The sequence below is a fragment of the Caulobacter sp. FWC2 genome, from assembly GCF_002742625.1.
In the GTDB taxonomy this organism is placed as follows: domain Bacteria; phylum Pseudomonadota; class Alphaproteobacteria; order Caulobacterales; family Caulobacteraceae; genus Caulobacter.
Genome location: NZ_PEBF01000001.1, coordinates 1273654 through 1297853, shown reverse-complemented (window position 1 = coordinate 1297853; position 24200 = coordinate 1273654). Strand labels below are relative to the sequence as shown.

Below are 24200 nucleotides of genomic sequence, written 5' to 3'. Positions count from 1 at the left end.
TCCACAACGAGAGGTTTCCCGCGCGCGTGACGATGCTCGCCTACAGTACGGCCTGCAGGGCGCCGAACAGGCTGGCGGCGGTGATCGGCTTCTGCAGGTGGCGATCCGCTCCGGCCGCCAGGCTGGCCCGGACGTGCTCGTCGCCGGCATTGGCTGTCAGCATGAAGATCGGCCGACGTTCCTGGCCGCCGACCGCTTCCAGGCGGCGAATCTCAGTGACCGCCGAGAGGCCATCCATGACCGGCATCTGCATGTCCATCAGCACCACGTCGGGCCGCTCGGTGAGGTAGGCGCGCACGGCCTCGAGGCCGTTCTCGACACAAGTGACCTCTGCGGCCTCGGCCAGCATCAGCTCGACGATACGGCGATTGGCCGGATGGTCATCGGCGACCAGCACCCTCAGCGCCCGCTCCGGGACCGCCGGCGCAGATCCGCACACGCCGCTGGCCACGGCGGACGGCAGCGAAAGCTCGAACCAGAACCGCGCGCCCTGGCCTGGCGTGCTCTCGCAGTCCAGAACCCCGCCCATCAGCGAAACCAGGTCGCTAGAGATCGACAAACCCAGACCCATGCCGCCGAATTGGCGGGTGATCGAGGCGTCGGCCTGCTGGAAACGCTCGAAGAGCCGCGCCTTGTCGGCCGCGTCGAAGCCAATACCGGTGTCAGCGACCTCGAAGCGGACGCGATCGCCCGTCCCAGGAGTCGCCGTCAGCGTGATCGCGCCACGCTCAGTGAACTTGACCGCGTTGCGCACCAGGTTTCCGATCACCTGGCCCAGACGCACGCCGTCGCCGATCAGCTCGCCGTCCAGCTCCGGCGGCAGCACGGCCGAGAAGCTGACGTCGCCCTCCCCCAGGCTCAACCGCGCCATGGCTCCGATCGACCGCAGCAGCTCGCCCAGATGGAAGGGTCCATCGACGATGCGGACGCGATCGCCCTCGATCTGCACGACGTCCAGCAGGTCGTCGAGCAGGCGCTCCAGCGTCCGGCCAGAGCCGCGAATCATATCGACCAGCTCGCGCGCCTTCGGGTCGAGGGCCGCGCGCGCCAGTATGTCGGCTCCGGCCACGATCCCGTGCAACGGCGTGCGGACCTCGTGGCTCATATTGGCCAGGAAGGCGCTCTTGGCCTGACTGGCTCGCTCGGCGGCGTCGAGCGCCGCGCGCAAGGCCTTGGCCTGCTCCAGCCGCTCCGTGATCTCCTCGCCCAGGCAGATGACGTGGCGCGGTCCATGGTCGTCGAAGGTGGCCAGCGACTTGATGTCGAACACACCGCCGCCCAAAGCCGGCGGCATGGCGACGCCCGCAGCGATGTGGGTCTCGCCCGTCCGCAGGGCCTCGGGATCATCGACCACGATCGCCTTGGCCAAGTCGGGATCGAACAGCTCTTCGGGCGTGCGCCCCAGGGCGTCGTCGGCGTCGACCCGGAAAAGGGTTTCGGCCGCGCGGTTCCACAGGACGTAGCGGCGGCTCCGCGCCGAGGTCACCGTCAGCGGCGACGGCAGCGACTGGACGACCGAGCGCATCAGCGCCTCGGCCTCGACCTCGGCCGTTACATCGTGCGAGACGGCCACCAGCGCGGTCACCGTCCCGTCTGCGTCGCAGACCGGGGTGACCGTGGTGTCCTGATAGGTGCGCGCCGCGCCGCTGCGAGCATCGAAGGTGCGGAAGCGGGCGACCCGTCCACCGGCGGCGGAGGCCACGGCGCGGTCGACTGAGAAACGATTCTGCTCGGGCCAATAGTCTCGCCAGGGCTTGCCGCGCGACTCGACCAGGGCGGCGCCGGAGCAAATTTCCGCGCCGTCATTCATATGCTGAATGCGGCCGTCCCGTTCCAGGCTCCAAAGACAGTTCAAGCGCCGCCCCCGCGCGGTCCACTCCACGCAGGGATAGATAACGCCCGGCGGCGTTAACGTTGGGTTGGCGTCCCGTCAGACGCCGTGGTCGCGGAAGCTGGCGACGATCATCGGGCGCTCGCTCAGCTCGCGTTGGCCGTTGGCCAGCGCCTTTAGCCGCACTTCGCGCTCGGCGGCTTCGGCCTGGGCTCGCCCCGCCGCCTGGCGAGCCTCGGCCAGGCGCTCGCGGGTAAGAGCCAGCTCGGCCAGGATTCGATCGCGCTCGGCGGAGAGGTCGCCGGCGACCTGCCGGGACCGCGCCAGACGGACCTCGGCGTCCAGCAGGCGCACCACCAGGAACGCCACCGTCGGCAGCAGCGCCACCGCGAGAATCTCCGCCAGCAGACGAAAGATCGGGCTGTCGAAGAGGCTCAGCAAGGCCATCATGTCTTGGCTCCGGTGCGTTTCAGTATCGAACGTTGAGAAGGACCCGAGCGGTTCAACCGCTCAGGTCCTTCGCGACAGAAGCCCTGTGGTCCGCACGACGGGCTTCCGTCTGCCTGCCGTCCCCAATGCCCCACACCGGGACGACAAGGTCGCGCCGCCAAACAGGCGGAAGGTCAGGCGTTGAGGCCTTGCTGGGGCTGGCCGCGCAACGAGCCAACCGCGAAGTCCAGGATGTTGTGGACCACGCCGGGCAGTTGGTCGTCGGCCACGCCGTTCTCGCGAGCCCAGACGCGTAGGGCGTGGCGGAGGAAGGTCTTGCCAGTTTCCGGGGAGGACGAAGCGTCGGAGAAGATGTCGTCGAAGTGCACGGCGCGGCTCCTGTTCTGAGGTCGGGTCTCCGACCAGGGTAAGGCTTCGAAAAAGAGGACCCGACCGGCGGGTGGCCGGGTCCCCAGTCGGTTCACGCGGCCGGCGAAAGGCTTGATCCAGAGAATGGGTTGCAGCCTATCGCGGTCGACAGCCGAACCATGTTCGGTGAGGGGGCGATCTGGATGTGCGGATATGCACATCGGAAAAAATTACCGTTTCTCTCGGGAAAGTTTACGATCGGATCCAGCGCGCTCCAGGCGCGACCTGGCGGCCTCTAAAGCGCGCGCGCGAGGCTGAAGATCGGCGTGGCGGGGAAGCCCTTGCGCCCTTGGGTGCGGCCGACATAGCCGCAGCGGACGCGATCACCGTGGAAGGTGGCCAGCGCTCCAGCCAGCGCCTCGCTGACATAGGCCGAGCCCGGTGCGACGTCCGGTTCGATGCGCGCGGCCACCACAACGTGGGCCCCGATCACCGCGGGAGCCTTGGTCAGCGGATTGGTCCTCAGATGGACAGGGCCATAGTGCCCGCCGATGCGCAGGCCAAGGCCACGCGGCAGGCCCAGGGCCTTGAGGTCCAGCGCCCGATGGGCTTCCAACAGCGCCAGCGCCGCCAACGCCGCGTCGATCGGCTGCTCGAAGACCAGGAACACGCCGTCGCCCCACGTCTCAATATGACAAGGCCGCTCGGCCAGGCTCTCGACCGTCTCGGCCATGCGGCCCATCACGCCTTCGATGAAGGCCGGGATCTGATCGTCGCGCAGGGCGCCGAAGCCTTTGACGTCGGCGAACAGCATCGCCTTCATGGCTCGCCGCTCCGCCCCCGCCGACGGCGACGTCCAGCGCGACGGACAGGGCGGCGGACGCTGGACTTCGATGACCGCGAGCCGCCGCTCGCTGCCCGCCCAATAGGCCATGTCGGCGGAGACGCCAGCGGGTCCAGGCGCGTCGTAACCGTCCCAGGCGGCCAGCTGTATCGCCTCGGTCGACAGGGTCTCGGCGCGCAGCACCGCGCAACCCATGGCGAACTGGCTGGAATAGGCGAAGACCTGCTCATCGCCGAGATAGGGGTCCTGCGAGGCGTAGCGGATCGAGGTGGCGAGCGCGAGGCAGCGCTCGAAGCGCGGGACCCAGTCCTCGCCGAACGGGGCCACCGACACCTCGACGAACGCGGCCCGGTTCACAGGCAGGACGACGTGCAGCTCGCCCCCGGCGTCCAGCAGCGCCTCGGCGAAGATAATGTCCGCGCCCGCCGCCAGGCCGCCGTAGGCGAAGCCGACGCGCTGCTCGCGCAGCACCTGGTCGATCCGCTGGCGCAAGGCCTCTTCGGGCACGTTGGTGATGTGGCCCGTGAAGTGCGCGCAGACCGGCGGCCGGAAGGGCGCCAGCCAGCCGGACTCTGCGCCGGTCTCGCGGCACAGCATCTCCAGCTGTCGCAGAGTTGAGGCATGGGCGGCGTAGGCGCGGGGCGCGGACGCCATGGCGGTCGCCAGGGTCTCGCACGCGGCGCCCTGGTCGCCGGTCAGGAACCAGGCTTCGGCGCGGCTGGCGGTTTCGTAGTAGGCGCCCTCGCCTTCCAGGCCCGGCGTCGGCGGCGTCGCCAGCACGGCGGCGGCCCGGGCGGCGGCTCCGGCGCGATCGCCGGCCATCAGGGTCAGGGTCGCCGCGTTGATGGCGCCGTAGAGTCCCCCGAAGCGGCGAGAGAGCGCCTCGTATCGGCGCAGCGAGGCCCTTGCGAAAGCGACGCGGCGCGGTCCGCGCGCCGCCAGGGCCACGTCCTTGAGAAGGCGCGCGCCCAGGGCGACGGCGTCCGCTTGATCCTCAGCCTCGGCCAGGCCGAGACGGACATATTCGGCGCGCGCGAAATCGACAGCCCCGGCGCGGGCCAGACAGAGCACGGCCGTATAGGCGATCTCATGCGCCCCCTCCCCCGCCTCAAGGGCGGCGTGGGCGATGTCGTAGGCGGCCAGGATCTCGCCGCGCCGGATCAGCGCGGCGACTTGCTCCCGGTCGAACACCGCCTTCGCGATCAGGGAACGTGACCCGTGCCGTTGTCGAAGACCGGATCAAGCGTGATCTTCTGCTCGTGCGCGTCCTGCATGAACAGGCTGTAGGTATATTCGCCCATGCGAGCGCACTCGTAGACCAGCTTGAAGCTGGAGTGCACGGCGAGCTTGTCGTCATAGGTGTGCTGCACCCAGACGAAGCTTGAGAAATTGACCCCGAAATCGCGATCGACCTCGATCGGACGGCTCTGGAACGCCCAGCCCGCCTTGATCAGTTGGTCGCTCAGCGTGAACACCAGCAAGCTGCGCTCGGTCAGCCGCGTACGCAGCGGAACCGGGTTTGCGGGGTCCACGACGTTAACGAAATTGAAGTTGGCGTCCAACCCGATGACGAACTCGATGATCGTTTTAGGCGTAATATCAGACATCAGTTTCCCTCCGACGTTGAATTTCGACCTGCAGGTGAATCTCGCCAAAAGGCAAGCATGGCGGGATGCGCGTAGCCTTCCTTTTTGAGTTCCAGCACGATGTTCTCGGCCTGGTTGCGACGCCCCGTCGCCAGGTAGGCGCGCGCCAGCACATCCCGGCTGCCGGGTGACATCGAGCCGAGCTTCGGCGTCAGCACCGCCACAGCCTCGGACGGCTGTCCCGCCGCCAGTCGCGCGAAGCCTTCCAGCTCCGCGGTCTCGTCCGGCTTGCTGGCCTTCAGCGCTTGCAGGAGCGCCAAGGCCAGCTTGCGCGCTCCGCCCTCATCGCCGTTCCGCTGAGCCAGGATGACTCCCTGTTTCGCCAAGCGCCCCTCCAGGTCCGCCCGCCAGACCTTGTCCTTCTCGCCGGCGTTCAGCCGGGCGAGACCCGCCGCCGCGTCGGCGTGCGCCGTCCGAGCCTCGGCAAGGCGGTCCGACCAGCAAGCGATCTCGACCGCGTCCAGCTGCCCGACCACCAGATATTCCCGCCACCGGGCGTTGGTCGGATCCAGGGCCGCCAGCGTATGCAGGCGGCGCAGGTTGGCCTCCGAGCGAGCACGAGCCTGGGCCATGTGGCCCAAGTCGACTTCAAGCCGCGCGAGAGCGAGCTGGGTCGCCACGTCCTTGGCCGCCAGGCGCTTGTCGCTGGGATCGTCCGCCGCGGCGCGGGCCAGCAGGTTCGAAGCCCGCTCGCGCTCGACGAAGGCTTCGCGCGTCCGGCCCAGCCGCAGCAGAGAGTCGGCGATCCAGGCGTGATTGTTGGCCGCGTCCTTGATCCGGGTCTTGTCCTTGGGCGTGCGGGCCAGCTCTGCTTCGAACACGCTGGAGGCGCCGCGGAAGGCCGCCAAAGCATCCGCCGGCCGCCCCTGCTCGAACTGCAGCGTGCCGAGATTGCTGCGGGCATAGGCGACCTCGACCCGCCACTCGGCGCGGTTCGGGTCCAGTTTCACCAATTGCTGGGCCAGTGCGTCGTAGCGCTTCAGCCCTTGCTCGGCCCCGACGAAGTCGCCGCGCCGCCATTTCATGTAGGCCAGCCAAAAGACGTTCTGGGCCTCGTCGAAGATACGCTCACCGTTCCTGGGGTCACGCGCCACCAGGGCGTGGGTGGTGGCCGCCGCCTGGCCGAAGGCGTCCTGGGCGCCGGCCAGGTCGGCGCGTTGCTCGCGGATCGTGCCCAGCAGGGTCTGGGCCTTGGCGCGCTGGGCCAGGGCCTTGTCGTCTAGCCGGTCGCTGCGCGCCTTGCCGTAATAGGCCAGAACCCTGGCGCTGACTCCATCCAGCACGTCCAGGCGCCCGACGGGCTCCAGCTGCTCACGCAGGTCGCCCAGCATGTAGGCGACCAGGGCTTCGGTCTCGTCGCGCTGCTCCCGGGCGATCTGGCGGGACTTCAGGGTCACGACGGTCATCGCCCCCATCCCCAGGGTTACCACCATGGCCAGGCTGGTGAAGGCGGCCATCACCTGCAGCCGCCGGCGGGCGTCACGCTGGACAAGCCGGTCCAGGCTGACGCCCAGGAGACGGGCGGCGATCTTCAGCCGGGCCAGGCGCCTGCCGTCCGCGTCGGGGCGCAGGTCCACGGCCAGGGGCTCCACGCCCTCCGGCAACGCCGCGCGCAACGCGGGCGGCAGGATGTCGGCCAATGCTGTCGTCGATGGTGTGTCCGGCGTGATCACGCAGACGATACGTTCGAGTCCTCGCCCCGTCAGGAAATGCGCCACCTCCTGGTCCACCCAGCGCGAGGCGCTCGAGGCGGACGAACACAGCACGATCAACGCGTCGGACAGGTCCAGCGCGTCGCGAATGACCTGGTTGAGGTCGGCCGAAGCGCTCAGTTCGTCCCGATCACGGAATATCGGCCGCAGACCGCCACCGGCGCTCGCCAGAGCGCGCGGCGCGCGATAGGTCTCCAGCGCCCGATGTAGCCACTCGGCCACTTTGCGGTCGCGATGACTATAGCTGATAAAGGCCTTGTACCGCTGTCGGCTGTTCATGCGTCGCCCCGTCGACGGTAGGAGCGTACCCGATGACCGTGATTCCATCATCGCCCCCACGCACCGTCAGCCATACGATGTTCGAGCAACCGTCCAAAGACTATCGCGCCAACAAGATCTTCCGGCACATGTCGCGCGAGGAGATCGAGGCCCTGGCGCCGTCGATCGAGCATCGGTCCTACGGCAAGGGCGAGATGATCCTGCAGCGTCGAGACCAGGACGGCGGCATCTATCTGCTGCTCGACGGCGTGCTGCTGGCCAATCAGTACGCCAAATCAGGGCGGGAGGTCGGCTATCGCCGGATCACCCCCGGCGGCTACTTCGGCGAGATCTCGGCCATCGATGGCCTGCCGCGCTCGGCCAATATCGTGGCCGTCGAGGACTCCCGGCTCGCCCGCCTGCCCCAGAGCCTGGTCCGCCGCCTATTCGAGAACTCGCCGCGCTTCATGCGGGCGCTGCTGGAGGACATGGCCGGGCTGACCCGCGCTCTGACGGACCGATTGTTCGAACTCACCGCCGTCTCGGTGGCCTGCCGGGTCGATATCGAGATCCTGCGCCTGGCCACGGCCAGCAGCGACGACGGCCAGACCGGCGTCATCCACCCCTGCCCCACCCACGCCGAACTCGCCGCCCTGCTGGGCAGCCAGCGCGAGCCGGTGACGCGCGAGCTCAATCGCCTGGCCAGCCTGGAGATCGTCAGACAGACCGGCCGCACCCTGCATGTCCTCGACCTGCCGGCCCTTGCCGCAGAGATCGAGCGGATCGGCGGCGAGCTCTAGCGCCTCGGGCTATCGCCTGAGCGCGAAGCCCACATAGACCGTGCGCGGGGCAGAATAGCTGGTGACACCGTCCGCCGTCTGACCAACCGCCAGGTTGGCGTCGAGCGCATTATCGGCGGCGAGGTAGACCTCGGCCGCGGGCGAGAGCTTCCAGCCCGCGCGCAAGTCGACGCTGGTCCCGGCCTTCAGCGCGCGCTGGTTCAGGTCGTCCTCGAACCGCTTGCTCTCGTAGCGCAGGTCCGCATCGAGGCTGAGGCGCTCCAGCGGCCGCCAGCGCGCGCCGGCGGTGACCGTCAGGGCCGGCGCCTGGGCCGGACGCTTGTCGGTCAGCTGGGCGGCCGCCGCACCGCCATCGACGCGGGCATGGGTCGCGGAGAAGGCCGCGCGCACCGTCCAGGCCGGCGAGAGGTCGGCGGCGATGTCGCCTTCCAGGCCATAGGCGTTGATCTGTCCGGCGTTCTGGCGCTGGCGCAGCACGCCGCCAGCCGGGATGAAGCCCGCGACCGGGAAGGTCCCCGGGCCTGTGCCGATCGTGACGTTGGTGATCGGATCCCGGACCTGATTGTAGAAGACCCCGAGGTTCCACCGGGCGACGCCATTACCCGAAAGACCGGTCTCGATCCCGTAGAGGGTCTCGGGCTTCAGGGCGGCGTTGGCCTCGGTGACATCGTTGCCCACGCGAAACGGGCGGTGCAGCTCGTTGAGCGTCGGCGGTCGGAAGCCGGCATAGGCCGCCGCCCGCGCCCAGGTCTCGCCCGACAGCCGCTGACGCACGCCGATGCGCCCCGTAGGCGTCGCGCCCGCGGCGTTGGCCGGCGGAGAGTCCAGAGTCAGGGCGCCGGTGGTCGTGTCCCGCTCGCGCCGGACGCCGCTATAGGAGCGCCAACCGTCCAGCCGCGCCCCGGCGACCAGGGAGAAGTCCGGTCGGTTCCAGGCGGTCTCGGCGTAGACCCCGCCCACCAGGGTCCGGCCGCCAGCCGTACGCTGGCGGGTGAAGCTGCCGGCCATATAGCGGAAGAGCTCGTGGGTTCTGCCCTCGGTCATGCGGGCGTCGCCGCCCAGTTCCCACGTCCACTCCCCCAGCGCGCCCTGCCAGGCGGCGTTGAGGCCGTAGCCGCTGGCCGGGGTCGAGTACTGGTCGTTGGCCGGGGTCGTGCCGGCCCGGCCGGCGGCGACGGCGGCGGAGGTGTTTTCGAGATCGCTGCGGCGAACCCAGGCCTGCACCCGCCAGGTGTCGGTCGCCACGGTCGCGGCCAGCGAAGCGCCGGTGGCGTTCGATTGAGCGCCGACCAGGCCGGCGTCGCGCTTTTCCTGGTAGGCCCCGGCGCGGAGCGCCCATCGCACCTCGCCGAGGTCGCCCTGGACCCTGGCCGCGATCGAACCGTCCTCCAAGGTTGTAGGCGTATCGGCCGCCCCAGCCGCCGCCCCCCGCACAGGCCGATAGCCGTCGGTGCGCGAACCGCTGGCGGTCAGCAGCAGATGCTCGGTACCGAACGTCCCCGCCGCGCGCCAGCCGTCGCGCTCGCGGGCCTCGGCCGTGAAGCTGGTCAGGCCGCCGCCGGCCGCCCGCTCGCGCAGGGCCACGACGCCGGTCAGGGCGCCGGCGCCATAGGGGCCCGCCCCCGCGCCGCGCACGATCGTCGCGCCGGAAAGACCCTCGCCCGGCAGCGCGGTCCAGATCACCCAGCCGCCGAACGGATCGTTCTGCGGCGCGCCGTCCAGGGTGACCAGCGCCCGGCCCGCTCCCGAGGGCGCGACGGAGCGCAGCGAAAGCCCCTGGATGGTCGGGTTGGCGCCGTCGCTGCCTGTGCGGCGGAACAGCGAGACGCCGGGCGTGGTCTTCAGCACGTCGTCCAGCCGCGCCCGGGCGCCCAGCTCTGCGGCGTCATAGTAGGCGGTGGAGAAGGCTTCCTGCCCGGCCAGCGGCAGCAGCCGCGGCGCCTCGACGACGACCGTGGAAACAGAGGGCGGCGGGGCGTCAAGCGGCACGGGCGAACTCTACTGTGGCGAAGGGCTATGCTTAGCCCAAAGCCGCACCGCGCCGCTATCGTTCCCAGCCACCGCCCAGGGCGAGGAACAGGTTCACCTGGTCGATCGCCACCTGGCTGTCGGTCGCCGCCAGGGCCGCCTCGGACTGAACCAAAGTGCGCTGGGCGTCGAGGCCGATCAGGTACGGGCTGCGACCGGCGCGGTACAGGGTCTGGGCCTGGGTCTCGGCCAAGGCGGCCTGATCCCGGGCCGCCCTCAAGGCAGCCTGGCGCTGCAGGTCATGAGCGTAGGCGTCAAGGCTGGTCTCGGTCTCGCGCAGGGCCGTTAGCACCACACCGTCGAACCGGGCCAGAGCGCCGTCGGCCCCGGCTTCGGCCTGGCGGATGAGGGCTCGCTCGCCCTCGCCCGGCAGTGTCCAGCTGATCAGTGAGCTTAGGCCCCAGCGGTTGGCGGGCGCCTGGCCGATGTCGGCCAGCAGGCCCGTCGAGCCGGCGCCCAGGCCCAGGGTGATGTTCGGATAGAGGGCGGCGGTGGCGACGCCTATCCGAGCGGTGGCGCCGGCCAGGGCCCGCTCGGCCTGGCGCACGTCGGGGCGACGCTTCAGCAGGGCGGCGCCATCGCCGACTGGGATCGGCTTGGCCAAGATCGGCGGCGCCACGCAGGCCTCGACCGCCTTGGGGAACTCGGCCGGCGGCTTGCCGGTCAGGGTCGCCAGGCGATAGAGCGCCGCACGGCGGCGGCTCTGGAAGGCCGGCAGGCTGGCGCGCGACAGGTCCAATTGGGCCTGGGCGCGGGTGACATCGACCGCAGTGCCGCGACCGGCCTTCACCAACTTCTGCGTGACCGCCAGACTACGGCTCTGAAGATCCAAGGTCCTCTGGGCGACGGCCCGCTCGTGGCCATTGGCGCAGGCCTCGACATAGGCGCGGGCGACATCGGCGGCGACGCTGACGCGGGCCAGATCCAGAGCCGCTTGCGAAGCCTCGGCGTCGGCATGGGCGGCCTCGGCGACGCGCTTGATGCGGCCCACCAGATCGACCTGATACGAGACCTTCACCCCGACATCGGCCAGGTTCTCGACCGGCAGTTGCTCGGCCTTCAGGAACTGCTCGCCGGACTCTCGGCTGTGCATGGCGGCCGCCGAGGCGCCGACCTTGAAGCCGCCCGCATGGTCGGCCTCGCCGGCGATGGCGCGAGCCCGCGCAAGGTTGGCGGCCGCGACGCGCAGGTCGGTATTGGCCTTCAGCGCCTCCTCGACCAGGCCGTTCAGGACCGGGTCGTCATAGAGCTTCCACCAGCCGGCCGGGACCGGGTCCTGGCTGACGGCCTTCGACGCCGCGCCCATGAACGCGCCTTGCGCGGTCGGGGCTTTGATCTTGGCGTCTTCCGGCAGCTTGTAATTTGGTCCGACCGTCGTGCAGGCGGTCAAGGCCAGCAGCGAACTGGCGACCGCCAAGGCCTTGAGCGGGCTCATCGACCGGCTCCCACCACAGCAACGGTGGCGGTGCGGCCGGCGATCAGGCGCAGGTCACGCGGCGTCTGGTCCAAGGCGACCCGCACCGGGACCCGCTGGGCCAGGCGCACCCAGCTGAAGGTCGGGTTGACGTTGGGCAGAAGATTGCCGCTGGCGGCGCGGTCGCGGTCCTCGATGCCGACGGCGATCGACTGGATGTGGCCCTTCAGCGGTCGGCCGTCGCCCATCACCTTGACGGTGACCGGCTGACCAATGCGCAAGGACGACAGCTTGGTCTCCTCGAAATAGCCCTCGACCCGGAACGAGCGGCTGTCGATCAGGGCCAGCACCGGCTTGCCGGCGGTGACGTAGTCGCCGGTGCGCAAGGTCAGGTCCGACAGGAAACCGTCCGTCGGGGCGGTCACGACTGTTCGTTGCAGGTTCAGCGCCGCTACGTCGCGCGTCGCCACGGCCTGGGACAAGGCGGCTTGCGACTGCTCGACCTTGGACAGGCTCTGCTCGGTGACCTCGCCGGCGACCAGCTCGCCGAGCGCGCGGTTGCGCGCCAGCTCGCGGCGGGCTTGGGCCAAGGTCACGCGCTGGACTTCCACTGCAGCATCGGCCTGACGCAAAGCCAGGGCGTAGCGATCGCGGTCGACATAGAACAGCGCCTGACCGGCCTTGACCGCCTGGTCGTTGACGGCGTCGACGCGGGTGACCAGGCCCGAGACGTCGGGCGTCACCTGCACCACATCGGCGCGGACGCGGCCGTCGCGGGTCCAGGGATCGACCTGGTAGTGGGTCCACAGCGCCTTGCCGCCGACCAGGGCGGCGATGACGACGGCGCCGGTGACGGCGACGCGGGCGATAGTCGGCGGAAGGGTCTTCAGCGGGGGCATGATCACGGTTTCAGCGGGGATGGGACCGTCACGACGACGGCCCAGAGGATGACGAACAGGGCGGTGTCGAACAGCGCCGGGTGCCAGACGAAGCGGTAGGCTCCGACCCTGGACAGCGCGCGCCGCAGGACGAACGAGGCGGCCAGGGCGATCACCGCCGAGACCAGGACGGACGACAGGAAGACCCCGTCGATGGCGAATTCGCCGATCATCGGGCGATCTCCGGAAGGAAGGCCGGGGCCTCCGGGAACAGGTTGCGGCGCAGGCCGACGAGGCCCGACAGGCCCTGGACGGCCGAGGCGCCGGGGGCGATCGACAGGCCGAGCAGAGCGGCGTCGATGCGCGTCAAAAGGTCCGCGCTGGGCTTGCGGGCCTCGCCGGCGGCCAGGGCGGCGAAGTGGTCGCCGACACCGTCGAGGGCGGCGTCCAGCTGGTCCCGGCTTTGGGGCGGCAGATCCGGGCGAGCGGTCTGGACGGCGACCAGGTTCATGCCCACTCGCAGGTCGCGCAGCGCGTCGACGCCGACGAAGTCCTGGTGAGCGCCCGCCTCCGCCAGCTTGGGCGTCAGCATGCCGAGCCGATCGACCAGGATGGCGGCGAACGCGGCTGGCTCCGGGGCCTGGCGAGCGCGCGCCAGGCGGGACAGGCCGCGCCAGGTGCGGACCAGCAGCCGCCTCGCGCTGGCGTCCACGCCCATCGAGCGCAGGCCGGCGGTGACGATGATCGCGAACAGCAGGCCGACGAACTGGGCCAGATTGCCGTTCAGGAAGCTGGCGAAGTCGGCGCTGAAGGTCTCCTGCAGGGTCAGGGCGTTGCAGAAGCCGATCAGCATGGCCAGGGCCGCGCCCATGCGCTTCGGGTCAGGAATATAGAGGCCGAGGAACAGCAGCGGCGGGGCCATCACCATCAGCAGCATCGGGAAGCCGTCGATCGCCGGCAGGATGGCGAACATGTAGAGCGCCGACAGCGGCAGCGAGGCCAGGGTGAACAGGCCAAAGCTCTTGATGGCCGGCACCGGATCGTCCATCGCCGCGAAGAAGCAGCAGAACACCGCCGCCATGACCGGGGCCGAGGCGCCGTCGCCCCAGCCGGACAGTATCCAGGTGGCGCTGGACAGCAGGATGGCGATCACCGCCGCCCCACCCGACAGCAAGGCCAGGGGCAGGTCGGCGTGCATCGGGCGCATCCCCTTGGCGCGCGTGGAAGCATCCAGCCCCGGCGACAGCGGCGCGTCGGGATTGTCGAGACGCGCCATCAAGGCGTGGCCCTCGGCCAGGGCGCGAACGGTTTCCGACAGACGCACCAGCAGGCTCTCGATCAGCAGGTTCGACCAGCTCGCGCCGCGCCGATGGGCGGCGAGGTCATTCAGGCGCTCGATCAGATCCAGGCCTTGTTCTCGGGGCGAGCCCGCCTCGATCCAGGCGACCACCGTGTTCAAGGCCGCGCGGACGCGCGCGTCGCGCACCTCGCGCAGGGCCTCCATGCGGTCGGCGAGGCCCGACAGCAGCGGGATCAGCAGTAGCATGCGCTCGTGCAGGGCGCGGACGACGCCGGTCGTCTCGCGCAGACGCGAGGTGTCGAACGGCAGGTGGACAGCCAGCATCCGGATCTCGCTGGCGGCGGCGGCCAGGTGGCGACGATCGCGGGCGATGGCCTTGGCGTCCTGGCCCTTCAGAACATCCAAGGCCCAATGATCAGCCTCGCCCAGCCAGGTCGTCAGGCGCGCCTTGAGAACGGCGCCGACCGGACGCGGGAAAATCAGGCTGTGGGTCAGGGTCGCGCAGACGATGCCCAGGCCGATCTCGACCACCCGCCAGACGGCGATGTCGAAGATCGCCCCAGGCTGGTTGACGCTGGGAAAGCCGATGATCGCGGCGGTATAGCCGGCCAGCATCAGCAGATAGCTGCGCGGCGTGCGGTCCAGCAGCGAGACGGTCAGACAGCCGCCGACCCACAGGGCCAGGACCAGGCTCAGCAACACCGGCGCATTGACCAGGGCGGGCACGAAGGCGACGGCGGCCGCCGCGCCCAGCAGGGTGCCGAGCACGCGATAGACGGCCTTGGACCGCACGGCCCCGGCCAGCGGCTGGCTGACGATGTAGGCGGTGGTCATCGCCCAGTACGGGCGAGGCAGACCCAGGGCGAAGCCGATATAGAGGGCGAGCATCGCCGCCGCGAAGCTGTTCGCCGAGAACAGCAGCGTGTGCCGATCGAACTTGGGAAGCATGGTGGAAGCGCTCTAGGCTCCCTGCCCGGCCGCGGCGTCCAGGGCGGCCTCGAAGGCCGCGAACGTGCGAACGGCGGCGGCGAGATCGGCGTCGCCAACGTCGGCCAGCAGCTGAGCCCGCACCACCTGGACGGCGTCCTCGACCACCGCAGCCAGCGCCTGGCCGTCGGTCGTCAGGTGCAGGGTCTTGGCGCGCTTGTCCGAAGGATCATCGCGCCGCTCGACCAGGCCCGCCTGGCTCAGTTGATCGAGGATCCGGACCAGCGATGGCCCCTCCACCCCGATCTCCTCGGCCAGCATACCCTGCCGCATGCCGCCACCCGCGCGGGCGATGTGCAGCACCGGCATGGCCTTGGCGTCCGAGATGCCATGTGCGGCCAGGGCGCGGTTCACCTCGCGCCGATAGATCCGCGCCAGGCGCAGCAGGCCTTGGGCGAAGGCGCGTTCGTCGAGGGTGCGAATAGAGGTCATGGAACAACGATCGATTAAATAGGTAGCTTCCTATCTAAATTAGATAGCATCCTACCTATCTCGTCGCAAGGGCACGCCGCTCAAGTCTTGCACCCCTCATGGGGAGGCGGCGGGCCGTCCCGCCAGCGCGGCCATTCGGCGACGATGTGGTCCACGACGCGCGATCCAACCACGCCGATATTGGCGACGGTCTCGGCGAAGCCGCCGGCCGTCTGGCCCGGCGCCGGGTCGAGGTGCTGCAGGGTTGTTTCACCCGGCGCGCCCTGGTCGAAGTTGACCGCCCCGCGCAGGCTCAGGATGCGCCCGGTTCCCCACTGGCGCTTGATCACCAGGGCTAGGGCGGCGGCCTCCATCTCGGTGATCACATAGTCGTCGGCGCCGTAAAGCTTGGCGATGGATTGCGCCTCCTTCGACAGGCCGGGGCCGTGGAAGAAGGTGTCGCCGGTCATGTGCGTACCGACCATGACGGAGGGCGCCGCGCGCGCCCGGGCGTCGGCATAACGCATGCGATAGCGGCGGGCGTCGTCGCTGTCCTGCATGGGAGCGCCCTTGGACCATCGCACGGCCCAGCCGACCAGGGTCGGGTCGAGCTTGAAGCGGCGGTACTCTTCGTAGCCGGCGCGCGGCATGAAGGTCGACGCGCCGGGCGTGTTCTCTTCGGGGGCCCAGCGATGGCCGAGGTCATAGTCGACCAGCCAGGTCGCCCAGGAGACGTCGCCGATCGTCCCGCGCGAAGGCGGCGTCCCGCCGACGCCGCTGAGGACGAAATAGGTCTGTGAAAAGTCGTAGGCCGGATCCAGCAGAATGGCCTGCATCGAGGCCGATGCATTGACCTTGCCCATGCCCAGGGTCGAGCCGCAGACCCCCTCGGGATTGCAGTAGACGGGCTTCAGAGCGCCCTTGACGATCTTGGGCGGGCTCTGGCGCCAATAGCGCTCGTACCAGGGCTGGAACTCGCCGGCGCGATCGCCGGTGTTCTCGCCGATCTCGAACATGGCGGCGACGAAGACCTTGACCTTGATCGGGGCAGTGGCGGGGGCGGGAACCTGCGCCTTGGCGCCGCCCGTGAGGACGAGCGCGGCGAGAACGGCGGCCAGCAGCCTCACGCCTTGGCTCCGGCGATCTGGATGTCCTGTCGGGCAGCGGTGTCAGTCATGGCTCGACGCTATCGGTGCATCGTCCGGAGGCGTCAACGTCCACGACGACGTGGCGGCGGCGTTCCAGTCGCCAGGACAGGTCCTGCCTGTTCTCTGCGCGATTTCGAGGCTGTTCGGCGCGCCTCCCCCGTCCGGCGAGAGAGGCGCGCCGCGACGTTCCTAGCCCAGCGCCTTCTTGTACAGCGCCAGCAGGTTGCTCCAGGCCGTCTCGGCGGCGGCCTCGTTGTAGACCTGGCTGCCTTTCACCGTCCAACCGTGGGCGGCGCCGGCGAAGACCTCGGTCTGGGCCGGCCGCTTGGCGGCCTCGAAGGCGGCCTTCAGCTTGTCCTTGGCGGTGGGGTCCTGCTTGTCGTCGTTGTCGGCGATCTCGATCAGGTACGCGGCCTGGGTCTTGGGGATCAGCAGGTGCGGGCTGTCCTCCTTGTCGGTGACCAGACCGCCGCCGTGGAAGCTGGCGACCGCGCCGATCCTGGCCGGGACCGCGGCGGCCGTGCGGAACGACAGCGGACCGCCCATGCAGTAGCCCTGCACGCCGGCCTTCTTGGCCTTGTTGGTCTTGGCTTGCGCGTCCAGGAAGGCGATGTAAGCCGCCGCGTCCTTGAACGTGCCTTCCGTCGTCACCGAGGCGCGCAGCGGCGTCAGCTTGGCGCGGTCGTCGGGGTTGGCGAAGTTGAACGTCCCCTCGATCACCGGCGCCTTCTTCATCCGGTAATAGAGGTTCGGGACCAGCACGACATAGCCGGCCGAGGCCAGGCGGCGGCCCATGTCGCGGAACACCGGGCGCAGGCTCATGACGTCGGGCCACAGCAGCACCGCCGGGCATTTGCCCTTGGCCTTCGGATAGAACAGCGCCGCGTCGGCCACGCCATCCGGCGTCTTCACCTCGACGTCCTTCTCCTCGACCGTGTCGTCGGCGCGGGCGACCGTGGCGACGCCGGTGGCCGCGACCGTCAGCAGGCCGAAGGCGCGACGCGAAAGGCGGGGATCGTGCACGAGGCCTGGGTGGATGTCGTCATCGCACATGGCGGTCTCCTCCGAGTGGTTGGGCCGGCACGCTATAACCACGCTCGCCGGCCGCCTACCCTCTTTCCAAGCAGTCCTCTTTACGAGGTCAGCTGATAGGTCGCCTTTCCGGGCAGCAGCAGGTCCTGCTTCTTGCCATCGCACAGGGCGTAGCTGAAGCCACTCTGGATGGCCCAGGCTCCGACCTCGCCCTTCTTGTTGACCGCCAGGAAGCCGACCTGGAATGCCTTGGCGCTCGGCTTCTTCTTCAGGATGCGCTCGACGGCTTCGCGGCAGGCGGCCTCGGGCGAGCGGCCCTGGCGCATCAGCTCCACGACCAGGAAGCTGCCGACATTGCGGATCACCTCCTCGCCGACGCCGGTCGAGGTGGCGCCGCCGACCTCGTTGTCGACATAGAGGCCCGCGCCGATGATCGGGCTGTCGCCCACCCGGCCGCGCATCTTCCAGGCCATGCCGCTGGTGGTGCAGGCGCCGGAAATGTCGCCCTTGGCGTCGATGGCCAGCATGCCGATGGTGTCGTGATTGTTGGCCCCGCCCGGCGTGCCCAGCTGACCGGAGGTCTTGCCGTAGTCGGCGTTCTCGCTGTTGGCCGTGGGCTGGTACTTGGCGTCCTTTTTCCAGGCCTCCCAGGCGATCTTGGACTCAGGCGTCAGCAGCTCCTCGCGAGGGAAACCCTGCTCCAGCGCGAACTGCAGGGCGCCAGCCCCGACCAGCATCACGTGCGGGGTCTTCTCCATGACCTTGCGAGCGACCGAGATCGGGTGGGCGATGTGCTCCAAGGCCGCGACCGCGCCGCAGTTGCCCAGCTCGTCCATGATGCAGGCGTCCAACGAGACGTGGCCGTCGCGATCCGGATAGCCGGCGCGGCCGACGCTGTGGTTCTTGAGGTCCTGCTCGGGCACCCGCGCCCCGGCCTCGACCGCGTCCAGCGCCCGGCCGCCCTTGGACAACACGGCCCAAGCCGCCTGGTTGGCGGCGACGCCGAAGTCCCAGGTGGAAATGACGCACGGGCCGTCCAGCTTGGTAACGGTCTCCGCGGCGGACGCCTTGGCGCCCAGCATCGCCGATCCGACCAGGGAAGCGCCGATCAGGCCTCTACGATTCAACATCCATATGCTCCAAGAAGACCGCGCCGAATCCCTAGCACGACCTGGAGCCAGACCATGAGCGTCGACCGTATTCTTCTGGAAGTCTGTGTCGACACGCCTGCTGGATTGGCGGCGGCGATCGCCGGTGGCGCGGATCGCATCGAATTGTGCTCGGCCTTGGCGCTGCAGGGCCTGACCCCCGCCCCCGGGCTGATGGCCCTGGCGGCGGAGGCGCCGATCCCGATCTATCCGATGATCCGGCCTCGCAATGGCGACTTCTGCTACGACGCCGGCGACCTGGACCACATCCGGCGCGACATCGACGCCGTGCGGCGATACGGGCTCGCGGGCGTGACGATCGGGGCGAACCTGCCCGACGGACAGTTGGATCTCGCCGCGCTGGAGGTGCTGGTCGAGCACAGCCGAGGGCTGGGCATGACCCTGCACCGCGCGTTCGATCTGGTTCCCGACATGGCGGTGGCGCTGGAGGCGGCGATCGCCCTGGGCTTTGAGCGGGTCCTGACCTCGGGCGGCGCCCTAACGGCTCAGGCGGGCGCGGAACAGCTCGCCGAGCTGGTCCAGCAGGCCGACGGCCGGATCGCGATCCTGGCCGGCGCCGGCGTGCGGCCCTCGAACGTGGCCGAACTGGTGAAGCGGACCGGCGTGCGCGAGGTGCACGGCTCGTTTGGCAGGCCGATCCCGGGCGCCGAGCCCGGGTCGAAGCTGAACGAGATGGGCTTCGTGCCGCCGGAGCTGCGGGATACGGATGAGGCGGCGGTGGCTGAAGCGGCGCGGATTCTCAGAGCGCTCTAGCCGGTGTTCATTGCAGGGTCGGCGGGCGTGTCTGAGATGCTGAAACCTCCGGCTCATCGAACCGCATCGGCAGCGCCATCCCGTCATTGGCCAGGGCCGCATTGAGAAACCGCGCCATCACCGTCACGCTCTCGGGCGTGATCACCAGGCCCTCGATCAAGCGGCCGGCGATCTCGGGCGAGGCGGGGCAGACGCCGCAAGCGGTGATCAGGCGCTGCTCGTCGTCCGCATAGCCCTTGCAGCAGGGCGCGGAGACGCAGAGCGGACGGCGCACCTGGCCCTCTATGGCGCTCATCATCAGGATGAAGGCGGTGGCAACGCGGGCCGAGACGAGGGCGCCGGCCTTCTTCGACAGCCGTTGGCCGGGTTCTTCGCCCAGCACGCGGGCGGTGACCCATTGGCGGAGCATCCAGAGCAGGATCCGCTCGCCGTCGGCCAGGCCGACCGGGCCGCAATGGTTCAGGTGGTTCTCTGAGAAAGGGTCGGGCCGCACGCCGGAAATCTCCTCGCCAAGCAGGGGGCCGACACCCGCCGTGGCGAACCGATCTCGGTGAGCGGCCCGACGCGTTCTTGCGAACACATCGCAACTAGATGGGATGTCTAGTTGCGAGTCAATTGCAAAAACGCATCGATCCGATCTAGCCGCCGAAACCGCCCTTGTAGCTGCCGCTATGGGCATAGCTGCGGCCGCCGCCGAAGCCGCCGCGCGAGACGACGGAGGTGCGGGTCTGGACCTTGGGCGGAGCGTTGCGGATCGCGTCCGGCGGGTCGATGCTCTCGCGGCTGATGACCGTGCGGCCGGTGCTGTAGTCGCGGCCCAGGTGTCCGCCCCAGGTCGAGTAGTAGCCGCCGCCATAGCGGTCGTCGCGGCGATACAGGCCGGTGCCGCGATAGCCGCCGTCCAGCATCTGGCCGATCACGAAGCCGGCCAGCAGCGGCGTGAAGAAGCTGCCGCCGCCGTTTGCCTGGCTGCGCGGCACGCAGTTGCCGACGCCATAGACGTCCTCGCACGAGGCGCGGGCCTCGTACTTCGGGGCGTCCTTGGCGTCGTCCTTCTGGGCGGCGGCGTAGGAGGTGTCGCACTGGGCGTCGGAGACCTCGTTGGCCGCCTTGCACTCCTCCAGGGTCTTGTAGCTGAAGGCCTCGACCTGCTCGCCCTTGTTGGGATCCCAACTGGCCTGGCCGCCGGGGTCGTCGCAACCGGACAGGGTCAGGGCCGTGGCGCCGGCCAGCATGGTGGTCAGCTTCAGGGAGTTCGAGCGCTTGCGCATGGTCATCGCTCTGATCCTCAGACGGTCATGCAGGCGGCGTTCAGCAGGCCGACCGCGATCGAGATGCCGGCCAGATAGATGCCGATCGAGACCTCGTTGGCCTCGACCCGCGCCTTGACGTCGGGCAAGGCGACCAGGCGCACGCCTGTGAAGGCGGCGATCTGGATGATCCCCGCCAGGGTCGCCCAGGCGGCGAGCTCCGGCAGGCTGACGGTATGGCTCAGAGCCGAGGCCAGAGGCAGGGCGTAGCCGATCAGCGCGCCAGCCAGGGCAAGGGCCGCGGTGTTGTTGCCCGCGCGGATCAGGGCTTTCTCGTTGTAGGGCGTGACCCACTGGTAGATGTACTTGAAGGCGATCGTGAACAGGCCGGCCACGACGAAGGCCAGCAGGAACGCGGTCGCGCCTTCCTGGAATCCGGTGAAGTCGAACATCTGGCTTGCCCCCTACCTAGGCTCGGAATTCGCCCACCGAAAGCGGCAGGCCGATCATCATTTCGTGGCTGACATCCTTGCTGTCCTCGGGCTCCAAGGTCAGGGCCAGGAGCAGCTCGCGCCCGTCGCCGCCGGCGAGGTCGCGGTTGAACAGCATGGTGGTCTGAAAGAGGCGGCGGTCGGGCCGCTCGGCGTCGCGGTTGTAGTAGACGTCTTCCCATAGGGTCACGGGATCCTGCTCGCCGGCCTCCTCGCCGAACCATAGGCGGGTATAGGCGGGCAGGCCCTCGGGCTGAAAGGTGCGAGCGCGTAGGCGCTGGGCCCACAGGTCGCGATCGGCGCGGTCGGCCGGATACTCGCTGGCCCAAGGCATGAAGACGGTGAAGTCGTTCGCCTTCTGGCCCTCGCGGTCGTCCGAGACGACCTGGAACAGGATTTCGTCGTCCGTATAGAAGCGGTGCACGAACGCGCCGTCGTTCAGCTGGATCAGCCCCTGGGCGGTGATCTCCAGCGTGTCGCGGTCGAGGGCGAACTTGGTTTCCGCCCCGAACCGACGCCAGGCCAGCGGATCCAGCACCACGGTCCGACCGAGCGTGACATTGCGGATCACGGGCAGAGCGGACCTGGTCTCGCCGCCTTTGTTGCCGAAAAGCTTTCCGAACATCGCGGTGCGCGAGCCCTCAAAATCCTGGTCGCATCGCCTATTTGTGGTGCGACGCCAAAAGCGCCCGAACGCTACTTGCCCTCGGGTGAAGTCGGTCGCAGGATGACGCCGAACCACGCCTTGTCAAGCGTACATGTTATGCGTACATGTAACGCATGCCTGCCAAATCGACCCGAAGCGCCCAGGCCGCTGAAAGAACCCGAGCGTGGCGTGAAGCCCGCCGGAACGCCGGCTTCGTCAAGATCGAAGTCTGGGCGCCGGCGGCATGCAAGCCCGACATCCTTTCGGCCGTTCAAGCGATCGTCGTCGAGTCGGTCCGCGGGCCGACCCTGGCAACCAACCCCCATCCCCCCAAGGGCGTCAGACACATGGACTCCGTTATCGACACCGCCTGGACGATCCACAGCCTGCGCGACGCGCTGGTGGAAAGCGCCCTCGTGCGCCCGGACGAGATGACCGTCACCGTCGTCGAGGGCGTCGAGCCCGTGCTGCAGGTCGTGATGAATGAATTCGGCGACCTGCCGATCTATGTCAGCGGCGGCGCGCTGCAGTTGGTCGTCTCGACCCTGCTGTGGCCCTGCGACGAGCAGAACGACCGCGCGGCCTTCAACGAATTCCTGCTCAAGGCCCAGAAGATCGTGCCGCTGTCGAATTTCGGCATCACCAGCGTCGACGGCCGTGACTATTACGAGCTGATGGGCGAGATCTCGTCCAAGACCACCTTGCAGACGCTGATCATCGAGCTGCGCACCCTGGCCGACAACGCCATCGCCGCCGCCAGCGACCTGCGCGACACCTTCGAAAAAAGCCGCGCGTCGGCCGCTTAAAGAACCGGACCTGGAGACTTACTGATGTCGATCTGGAGCAAGCTCTCGGCCCTGTTCCGTGGGACCGCGCATGACGGCGCGCAAACCATCGTGGACGCCAACGCCCTGAGGATCCTGGACCAGGAAATCCGCGACGCCGACAACGCCCAGGGCAAGGCCCGGGACGAGCTGGCCAAGCTGGTCGCCCGCCGCCGCAGCCTGGAGACCGAGGTCGCCCAGCTCACCGACCAGTCGCGCAAGTACGAGTCCTCGGCCCGCGCGGCGATGAACAAGGGCGACCAGGCCCTGGCCCTGGAAGTGGCCCAGCGCATCGCCGACCTCGAGAAGGACGCGGGCCAGAAGGCCACGCAGATGACCGAACTGCGCACGGCCGAGGACAAGCTGCGCACGATCATCGCCCAGACCGACACCAAGGTCGAAGCCCTGCGCCGCGAAATCGAGATCGTGAAGGTCAACGAGAGCGTCCAGAAGGCCCAGGCTGCGGTCATCTCGCGTTCGGGCTCGGCCAGCGGCGTCGTCGGCTCGGCCGCCGACAGCCTCAAGCGCATCAAGGAGCGCCAGTCGGTCCGCGAGGAGCAGTTCCGCCTGCACAGCGAGTCGGAAGACCGCAAGACCGGCGCGGATCTCGACGCCAAGCTGGCGGCCGCCGGCATCCTGCCGGGCGGTGGCGGCGCCGAGGACGTGTTGGCCCGCCTGATGGCCCCGAAGGACGAGGCTCTGCCCGCCCCGATGCTGGCCATCGAGGACAAGCAGAAGGTCCACAAGGACGGCTCGGACGCCTGATGCGCCGTCTCACCCTGACGCCTCGGCCCGACTGGAAGTCCAAGGCCGAGGCGGTCGGCTTCACCTGGCACCACGCTGACGGCCGTCGCTATTGGGACGAACGGGCCGCTTACGCCTTCACGCTGGAGGAGGTCGAGGGCCATCTGGAGCCCGCGACCGAGACGCTGCACCAGCTGTGTCTCGACCTCGTCGACGACGCGGTGAAGAGCGACGCCGTGATGGCGCGTCTGCGAATTCCCGAGGCCTCCCGCGATCTGGTCGCCGCCTCGTGGGCGGCGCGCGATCCCTCGCTCTACGGCCGCTTCGACTTCTTCTACGACGGGGCGGGCCCGCCCAAGCTCTATGAGTACAACGCCGACACGCCGACCAGCATCTATGAGGCTGGCGTCTTCCAGTGGCTGTGGCTGGAGGACCTGATCCAGCAAGACCTGCTGCCGGACAGCACGGACCAGTTCAACAGCCTGCACGACCAGTTGTCCGATCGCTTCAAGGCGATCTTCCCGAACGGCGGCTTCGTCCACTTCGCCAGCGATCCGGACTTCGTCGAGGACCGCCAGACCGTGCGGTTCCTGGAGGACATGGCGCGGCTGGCGGGGCTGGAGCCGAAGTTCGTGCCGATGACGGCGATCGGCCTCGACGCCGACGGCCGTTTCGTTGACCAGGACAACTACATCGTCGGGGCGATGTTCAAGCTGTACCCCTGGGAGGACATGCTGCGCGAGCCGTACGCGGCCAATATCGCCGGCTCCAAGACCCTGTTCCTCGAGCCGCCGTGGAAGGCGGTGCTGTCGAACAAGGCGCTGCTGCCGCTGCTGTGGGAGCGCCACCCGGGCCATCCGAACCTGCTCGAGACCTATTTTGACGACGATCCCAAGGTCGAGCGGTTGGGCAACAGCTACGCCCGCAAGCCGCTGTTCAGCCGCGAGGGCGCCAATGTCGAGCTCTGGAAGGACGGCCGCCGGGGCCGGGTGCTCGACCTGGGCTATGGCCAGGAAGGCTGGATCCGGCAGGAACTGAAGCCGCCGCCCAAGTTCGGCGTGAACTATCCGGTGGTCGGCTCCTGGGTGATCGGCGACCAAGCCGCCGGCATCGGCGTGCGCGAGGATCGCGGCCAAGTGACTCGGGACCGCTCGCGGTTCATCCCGCACATCATCGAGGGCTGATTTCAACCCGTTTCATAGCGGTAGGAAACCGGTATCATTCCCGTGAGACGAG

At 69.0% G+C, this 24200-nt stretch carries 24 protein-coding genes; 5 read left to right on the top strand and 19 right to left on the bottom strand.

Annotated features, from left to right (window positions below; all coding sequences use genetic code 11):
- Nucleotides 1-40 precede the first annotated feature (40 nt).
- The 6 genes from CSW62_RS06255 to CSW62_RS06230 all read right to left on the bottom strand — a co-directional run bounded on the left by CSW62_RS06255 (nucleotide 41) and on the right by CSW62_RS06230 (nucleotide 7110).
- Nucleotides 41-1855 (bottom strand): PAS domain-containing sensor histidine kinase, encoded by a 1815-nt coding sequence (locus CSW62_RS06255; RefSeq protein WP_143324339.1) that lies wholly within the window; start codon nucleotides 1853-1855, stop codon nucleotides 41-43.
- Between the two features lie 75 nt (nucleotides 1856-1930).
- The gene (locus CSW62_RS06250) at nucleotides 1931-2281 is read right to left on the bottom strand and encodes a hypothetical protein (protein WP_099576298.1); all 351 of its coding nucleotides are present in this window, start codon (nucleotides 2279-2281) and stop codon (nucleotides 1931-1933) included.
- 173 nt (nucleotides 2282-2454) lie between these two features.
- Complete coding sequence (locus CSW62_RS06245) at nucleotides 2455-2649, bottom strand: hypothetical protein (RefSeq protein WP_099576297.1); 195 nt, start codon at nucleotides 2647-2649, stop codon at nucleotides 2455-2457.
- A 275-nt stretch (nucleotides 2650-2924) separates the two neighbouring features.
- On the bottom strand, nucleotides 2925-4664 hold the full coding sequence (locus CSW62_RS06240) for an adenylate/guanylate cyclase domain-containing protein (protein ID WP_099576296.1): 1740 nt from the start codon (nucleotides 4662-4664) through the stop codon (nucleotides 2925-2927).
- An 11-nt stretch (nucleotides 4665-4675) separates the two neighbouring features.
- On the bottom strand, nucleotides 4676-5080 hold the full coding sequence (locus tag CSW62_RS06235) for a hypothetical protein (RefSeq protein ID WP_099576295.1): 405 nt from the start codon (nucleotides 5078-5080) through the stop codon (nucleotides 4676-4678).
- A complete protein-coding gene (locus tag CSW62_RS06230; protein ID WP_099576294.1) occupies nucleotides 5080-7110 on the bottom strand; it encodes a toll/interleukin-1 receptor domain-containing protein in 2031 nt (676 codons plus the stop codon). Before CSW62_RS06230 ends, CSW62_RS06235 begins: the two co-directional genes overlap by 1 nt.
- 32 nt (nucleotides 7111-7142) lie before the next feature.
- Here CSW62_RS06230 and CSW62_RS06225 point away from each other — a divergent pair, with 32 nt between their 5' ends.
- Nucleotides 7143-7889, top strand: coding sequence for a Crp/Fnr family transcriptional regulator (locus tag CSW62_RS06225; RefSeq protein ID WP_099576293.1), 747 nt, complete (start codon nucleotides 7143-7145; stop codon nucleotides 7887-7889).
- Nucleotides 7890-7898: 9 nt separating this feature from the next.
- On the opposite strand, the gene CSW62_RS06220 is transcribed toward CSW62_RS06225, so the two are convergent.
- The 9 genes from CSW62_RS06220 to CSW62_RS06180 form a co-directional block, all read right to left on the bottom strand.
- Nucleotides 7899-9878, bottom strand: coding sequence for a TonB-dependent receptor (locus tag CSW62_RS06220; RefSeq protein ID WP_099576292.1), 1980 nt, complete (start codon nucleotides 9876-9878; stop codon nucleotides 7899-7901).
- Between the two features lie 55 nt (nucleotides 9879-9933).
- Nucleotides 9934-11352: an efflux transporter outer membrane subunit gene (locus CSW62_RS06215; RefSeq protein WP_099576291.1), complete on the bottom strand. Its 1419-nt coding sequence runs from the start codon at nucleotides 11350-11352 to the stop codon at nucleotides 9934-9936.
- Nucleotides 11349-12230, bottom strand: a complete 882-nt coding sequence (locus tag CSW62_RS06210) for an efflux RND transporter periplasmic adaptor subunit (RefSeq protein ID WP_099576290.1) — start codon at nucleotides 12228-12230, stop codon at nucleotides 11349-11351. The genes CSW62_RS06215 and CSW62_RS06210 overlap by 4 nt, the downstream gene beginning before the upstream one ends.
- A gap of 2 nt (nucleotides 12231-12232) precedes the next feature.
- Complete coding sequence (locus tag CSW62_RS06205; RefSeq protein WP_099576289.1) at nucleotides 12233-12442, bottom strand: DUF1656 domain-containing protein; 210 nt, start codon at nucleotides 12440-12442, stop codon at nucleotides 12233-12235.
- Complete coding sequence (locus CSW62_RS06200) at nucleotides 12439-14457, bottom strand: FUSC family protein (protein ID WP_099576288.1); 2019 nt, start codon at nucleotides 14455-14457, stop codon at nucleotides 12439-12441. The genes CSW62_RS06205 and CSW62_RS06200 overlap by 4 nt, the downstream gene beginning before the upstream one ends.
- 12 nt (nucleotides 14458-14469) lie before the next feature.
- A complete protein-coding gene (locus CSW62_RS06195; RefSeq protein ID WP_369827542.1) occupies nucleotides 14470-14823 on the bottom strand; it encodes a MarR family winged helix-turn-helix transcriptional regulator in 354 nt (117 codons plus the stop codon).
- Nucleotides 14824-15008: 185 nt separating this feature from the next.
- On the bottom strand, nucleotides 15009-16034 hold the full coding sequence (locus tag CSW62_RS06190; RefSeq protein ID WP_099576286.1) for a purine nucleoside permease: 1026 nt from the start codon (nucleotides 16032-16034) through the stop codon (nucleotides 15009-15011).
- 210 nt (nucleotides 16035-16244) lie between these two features.
- Complete coding sequence (locus CSW62_RS06185; protein ID WP_099576285.1) at nucleotides 16245-17108, bottom strand: dienelactone hydrolase family protein; 864 nt, start codon at nucleotides 17106-17108, stop codon at nucleotides 16245-16247.
- A gap of 80 nt (nucleotides 17109-17188) precedes the next feature.
- Complete coding sequence (locus tag CSW62_RS06180; RefSeq protein WP_099576284.1) at nucleotides 17189-18217, bottom strand: N(4)-(beta-N-acetylglucosaminyl)-L-asparaginase; 1029 nt, start codon at nucleotides 18215-18217, stop codon at nucleotides 17189-17191.
- 54 nt (nucleotides 18218-18271) lie between these two features.
- On the opposite strand from CSW62_RS06180, the gene CSW62_RS06175 reads away from it, so the two are divergent.
- A complete protein-coding gene (locus CSW62_RS06175; protein WP_099576283.1) occupies nucleotides 18272-19009 on the top strand; it encodes a copper homeostasis protein CutC in 738 nt (245 codons plus the stop codon).
- Between the two features lie 7 nt (nucleotides 19010-19016).
- On the opposite strand, the gene CSW62_RS06170 is transcribed toward CSW62_RS06175, so the two are convergent.
- The 4 genes from CSW62_RS06170 to CSW62_RS06155 all read right to left on the bottom strand — a co-directional run bounded on the left by CSW62_RS06170 (nucleotide 19017) and on the right by CSW62_RS06155 (nucleotide 21375).
- Nucleotides 19017-19502 (bottom strand): hypothetical protein, encoded by a 486-nt coding sequence (locus CSW62_RS06170; RefSeq protein WP_099576282.1) that lies wholly within the window; start codon nucleotides 19500-19502, stop codon nucleotides 19017-19019.
- A 145-nt stretch (nucleotides 19503-19647) separates the two neighbouring features.
- On the bottom strand, nucleotides 19648-20286 hold the full coding sequence (locus tag CSW62_RS06165; RefSeq protein ID WP_099576281.1) for a DUF1190 domain-containing protein: 639 nt from the start codon (nucleotides 20284-20286) through the stop codon (nucleotides 19648-19650).
- 11 nt (nucleotides 20287-20297) lie between these two features.
- Nucleotides 20298-20711 (bottom strand): DUF350 domain-containing protein, encoded by a 414-nt coding sequence (locus CSW62_RS06160; RefSeq protein ID WP_099576280.1) that lies wholly within the window; start codon nucleotides 20709-20711, stop codon nucleotides 20298-20300.
- 16 nt (nucleotides 20712-20727) lie between these two features.
- Complete coding sequence (locus CSW62_RS06155; protein ID WP_099576279.1) at nucleotides 20728-21375, bottom strand: YjfK family protein; 648 nt, start codon at nucleotides 21373-21375, stop codon at nucleotides 20728-20730.
- A gap of 155 nt (nucleotides 21376-21530) precedes the next feature.
- On the opposite strand from CSW62_RS06155, the gene CSW62_RS06150 reads away from it, so the two are divergent.
- Genes CSW62_RS06150 through CSW62_RS06140 form a run of 3 tightly spaced genes read left to right on the top strand, consistent with a single transcriptional unit; the run spans nucleotide 21531 to nucleotide 24148 of the window.
- Complete coding sequence (locus CSW62_RS06150) at nucleotides 21531-22202, top strand: YjfI family protein (RefSeq protein ID WP_099576278.1); 672 nt, start codon at nucleotides 21531-21533, stop codon at nucleotides 22200-22202.
- Between the two features lie 24 nt (nucleotides 22203-22226).
- Nucleotides 22227-22985, top strand: coding sequence for a PspA/IM30 family protein (locus CSW62_RS06145; RefSeq protein ID WP_099576277.1), 759 nt, complete (start codon nucleotides 22227-22229; stop codon nucleotides 22983-22985).
- Nucleotides 22985-24148, top strand: coding sequence for a glutathionylspermidine synthase family protein (locus CSW62_RS06140; protein ID WP_099576276.1), 1164 nt, complete (start codon nucleotides 22985-22987; stop codon nucleotides 24146-24148). The genes CSW62_RS06145 and CSW62_RS06140 overlap by 1 nt, the downstream gene beginning before the upstream one ends.
- The last annotated feature ends 52 nt before the right edge of the window (nucleotides 24149-24200 follow it).

What these genes read in the sequence shown, in the direction of transcription:
- CSW62_RS06250 (WP_099576298.1), bottom strand. Translation starts at nt 2,281, where the DNA reads ATGATGGCCTTGCTGAGCCTCTTCGACAGCCCGATCTTTCGTCTGCTG.
- CSW62_RS06235 (WP_099576295.1), bottom strand. Translation starts at nt 5,080, where the DNA reads ATGTCTGATATTACGCCTAAAACGATCATCGAGTTCGTCATCGGGTTG.
- CSW62_RS06180 (WP_099576284.1), bottom strand. Translation starts at nt 18,217, where the DNA reads ATGTTGAATCGTAGAGGCCTGATCGGCGCTTCCCTGGTCGGATCGGCG.
- CSW62_RS06225 (WP_099576293.1), top strand. Translation starts at nt 7,143, where the DNA reads ATGACCGTGATTCCATCATCGCCCCCACGCACCGTCAGCCATACGATG.
- CSW62_RS06140 (WP_099576276.1), top strand. Translation starts at nt 22,985, where the DNA reads ATGCGCCGTCTCACCCTGACGCCTCGGCCCGACTGGAAGTCCAAGGCC.
- CSW62_RS06160 (WP_099576280.1), bottom strand. Translation starts at nt 20,711, where the DNA reads ATGTTCGACTTCACCGGATTCCAGGAAGGCGCGACCGCGTTCCTGCTG.
- CSW62_RS06230 (WP_099576294.1), bottom strand. Translation starts at nt 7,110, where the DNA reads ATGAACAGCCGACAGCGGTACAAGGCCTTTATCAGCTATAGTCATCGC.
- CSW62_RS06210 (WP_099576290.1), bottom strand. Translation starts at nt 12,230, where the DNA reads ATGCCCCCGCTGAAGACCCTTCCGCCGACTATCGCCCGCGTCGCCGTC.
- CSW62_RS06185 (WP_099576285.1), bottom strand. Translation starts at nt 17,108, where the DNA reads ATGTGCGATGACGACATCCACCCAGGCCTCGTGCACGATCCCCGCCTT.
- CSW62_RS06215 (WP_099576291.1), bottom strand. Translation starts at nt 11,352, where the DNA reads ATGAGCCCGCTCAAGGCCTTGGCGGTCGCCAGTTCGCTGCTGGCCTTG.
- CSW62_RS06145 (WP_099576277.1), top strand. Translation starts at nt 22,227, where the DNA reads ATGTCGATCTGGAGCAAGCTCTCGGCCCTGTTCCGTGGGACCGCGCAT.
- CSW62_RS06175 (WP_099576283.1), top strand. Translation starts at nt 18,272, where the DNA reads ATGAGCGTCGACCGTATTCTTCTGGAAGTCTGTGTCGACACGCCTGCT.
- CSW62_RS06165 (WP_099576281.1), bottom strand. Translation starts at nt 20,286, where the DNA reads ATGACCATGCGCAAGCGCTCGAACTCCCTGAAGCTGACCACCATGCTG.
- CSW62_RS06150 (WP_099576278.1), top strand. Translation starts at nt 21,531, where the DNA reads ATGCCTGCCAAATCGACCCGAAGCGCCCAGGCCGCTGAAAGAACCCGA.
- CSW62_RS06155 (WP_099576279.1), bottom strand. Translation starts at nt 21,375, where the DNA reads ATGTTCGGAAAGCTTTTCGGCAACAAAGGCGGCGAGACCAGGTCCGCT.
- CSW62_RS06200 (WP_099576288.1), bottom strand. Translation starts at nt 14,457, where the DNA reads ATGCTTCCCAAGTTCGATCGGCACACGCTGCTGTTCTCGGCGAACAGC.
- CSW62_RS06205 (WP_099576289.1), bottom strand. Translation starts at nt 12,442, where the DNA reads ATGATCGGCGAATTCGCCATCGACGGGGTCTTCCTGTCGTCCGTCCTG.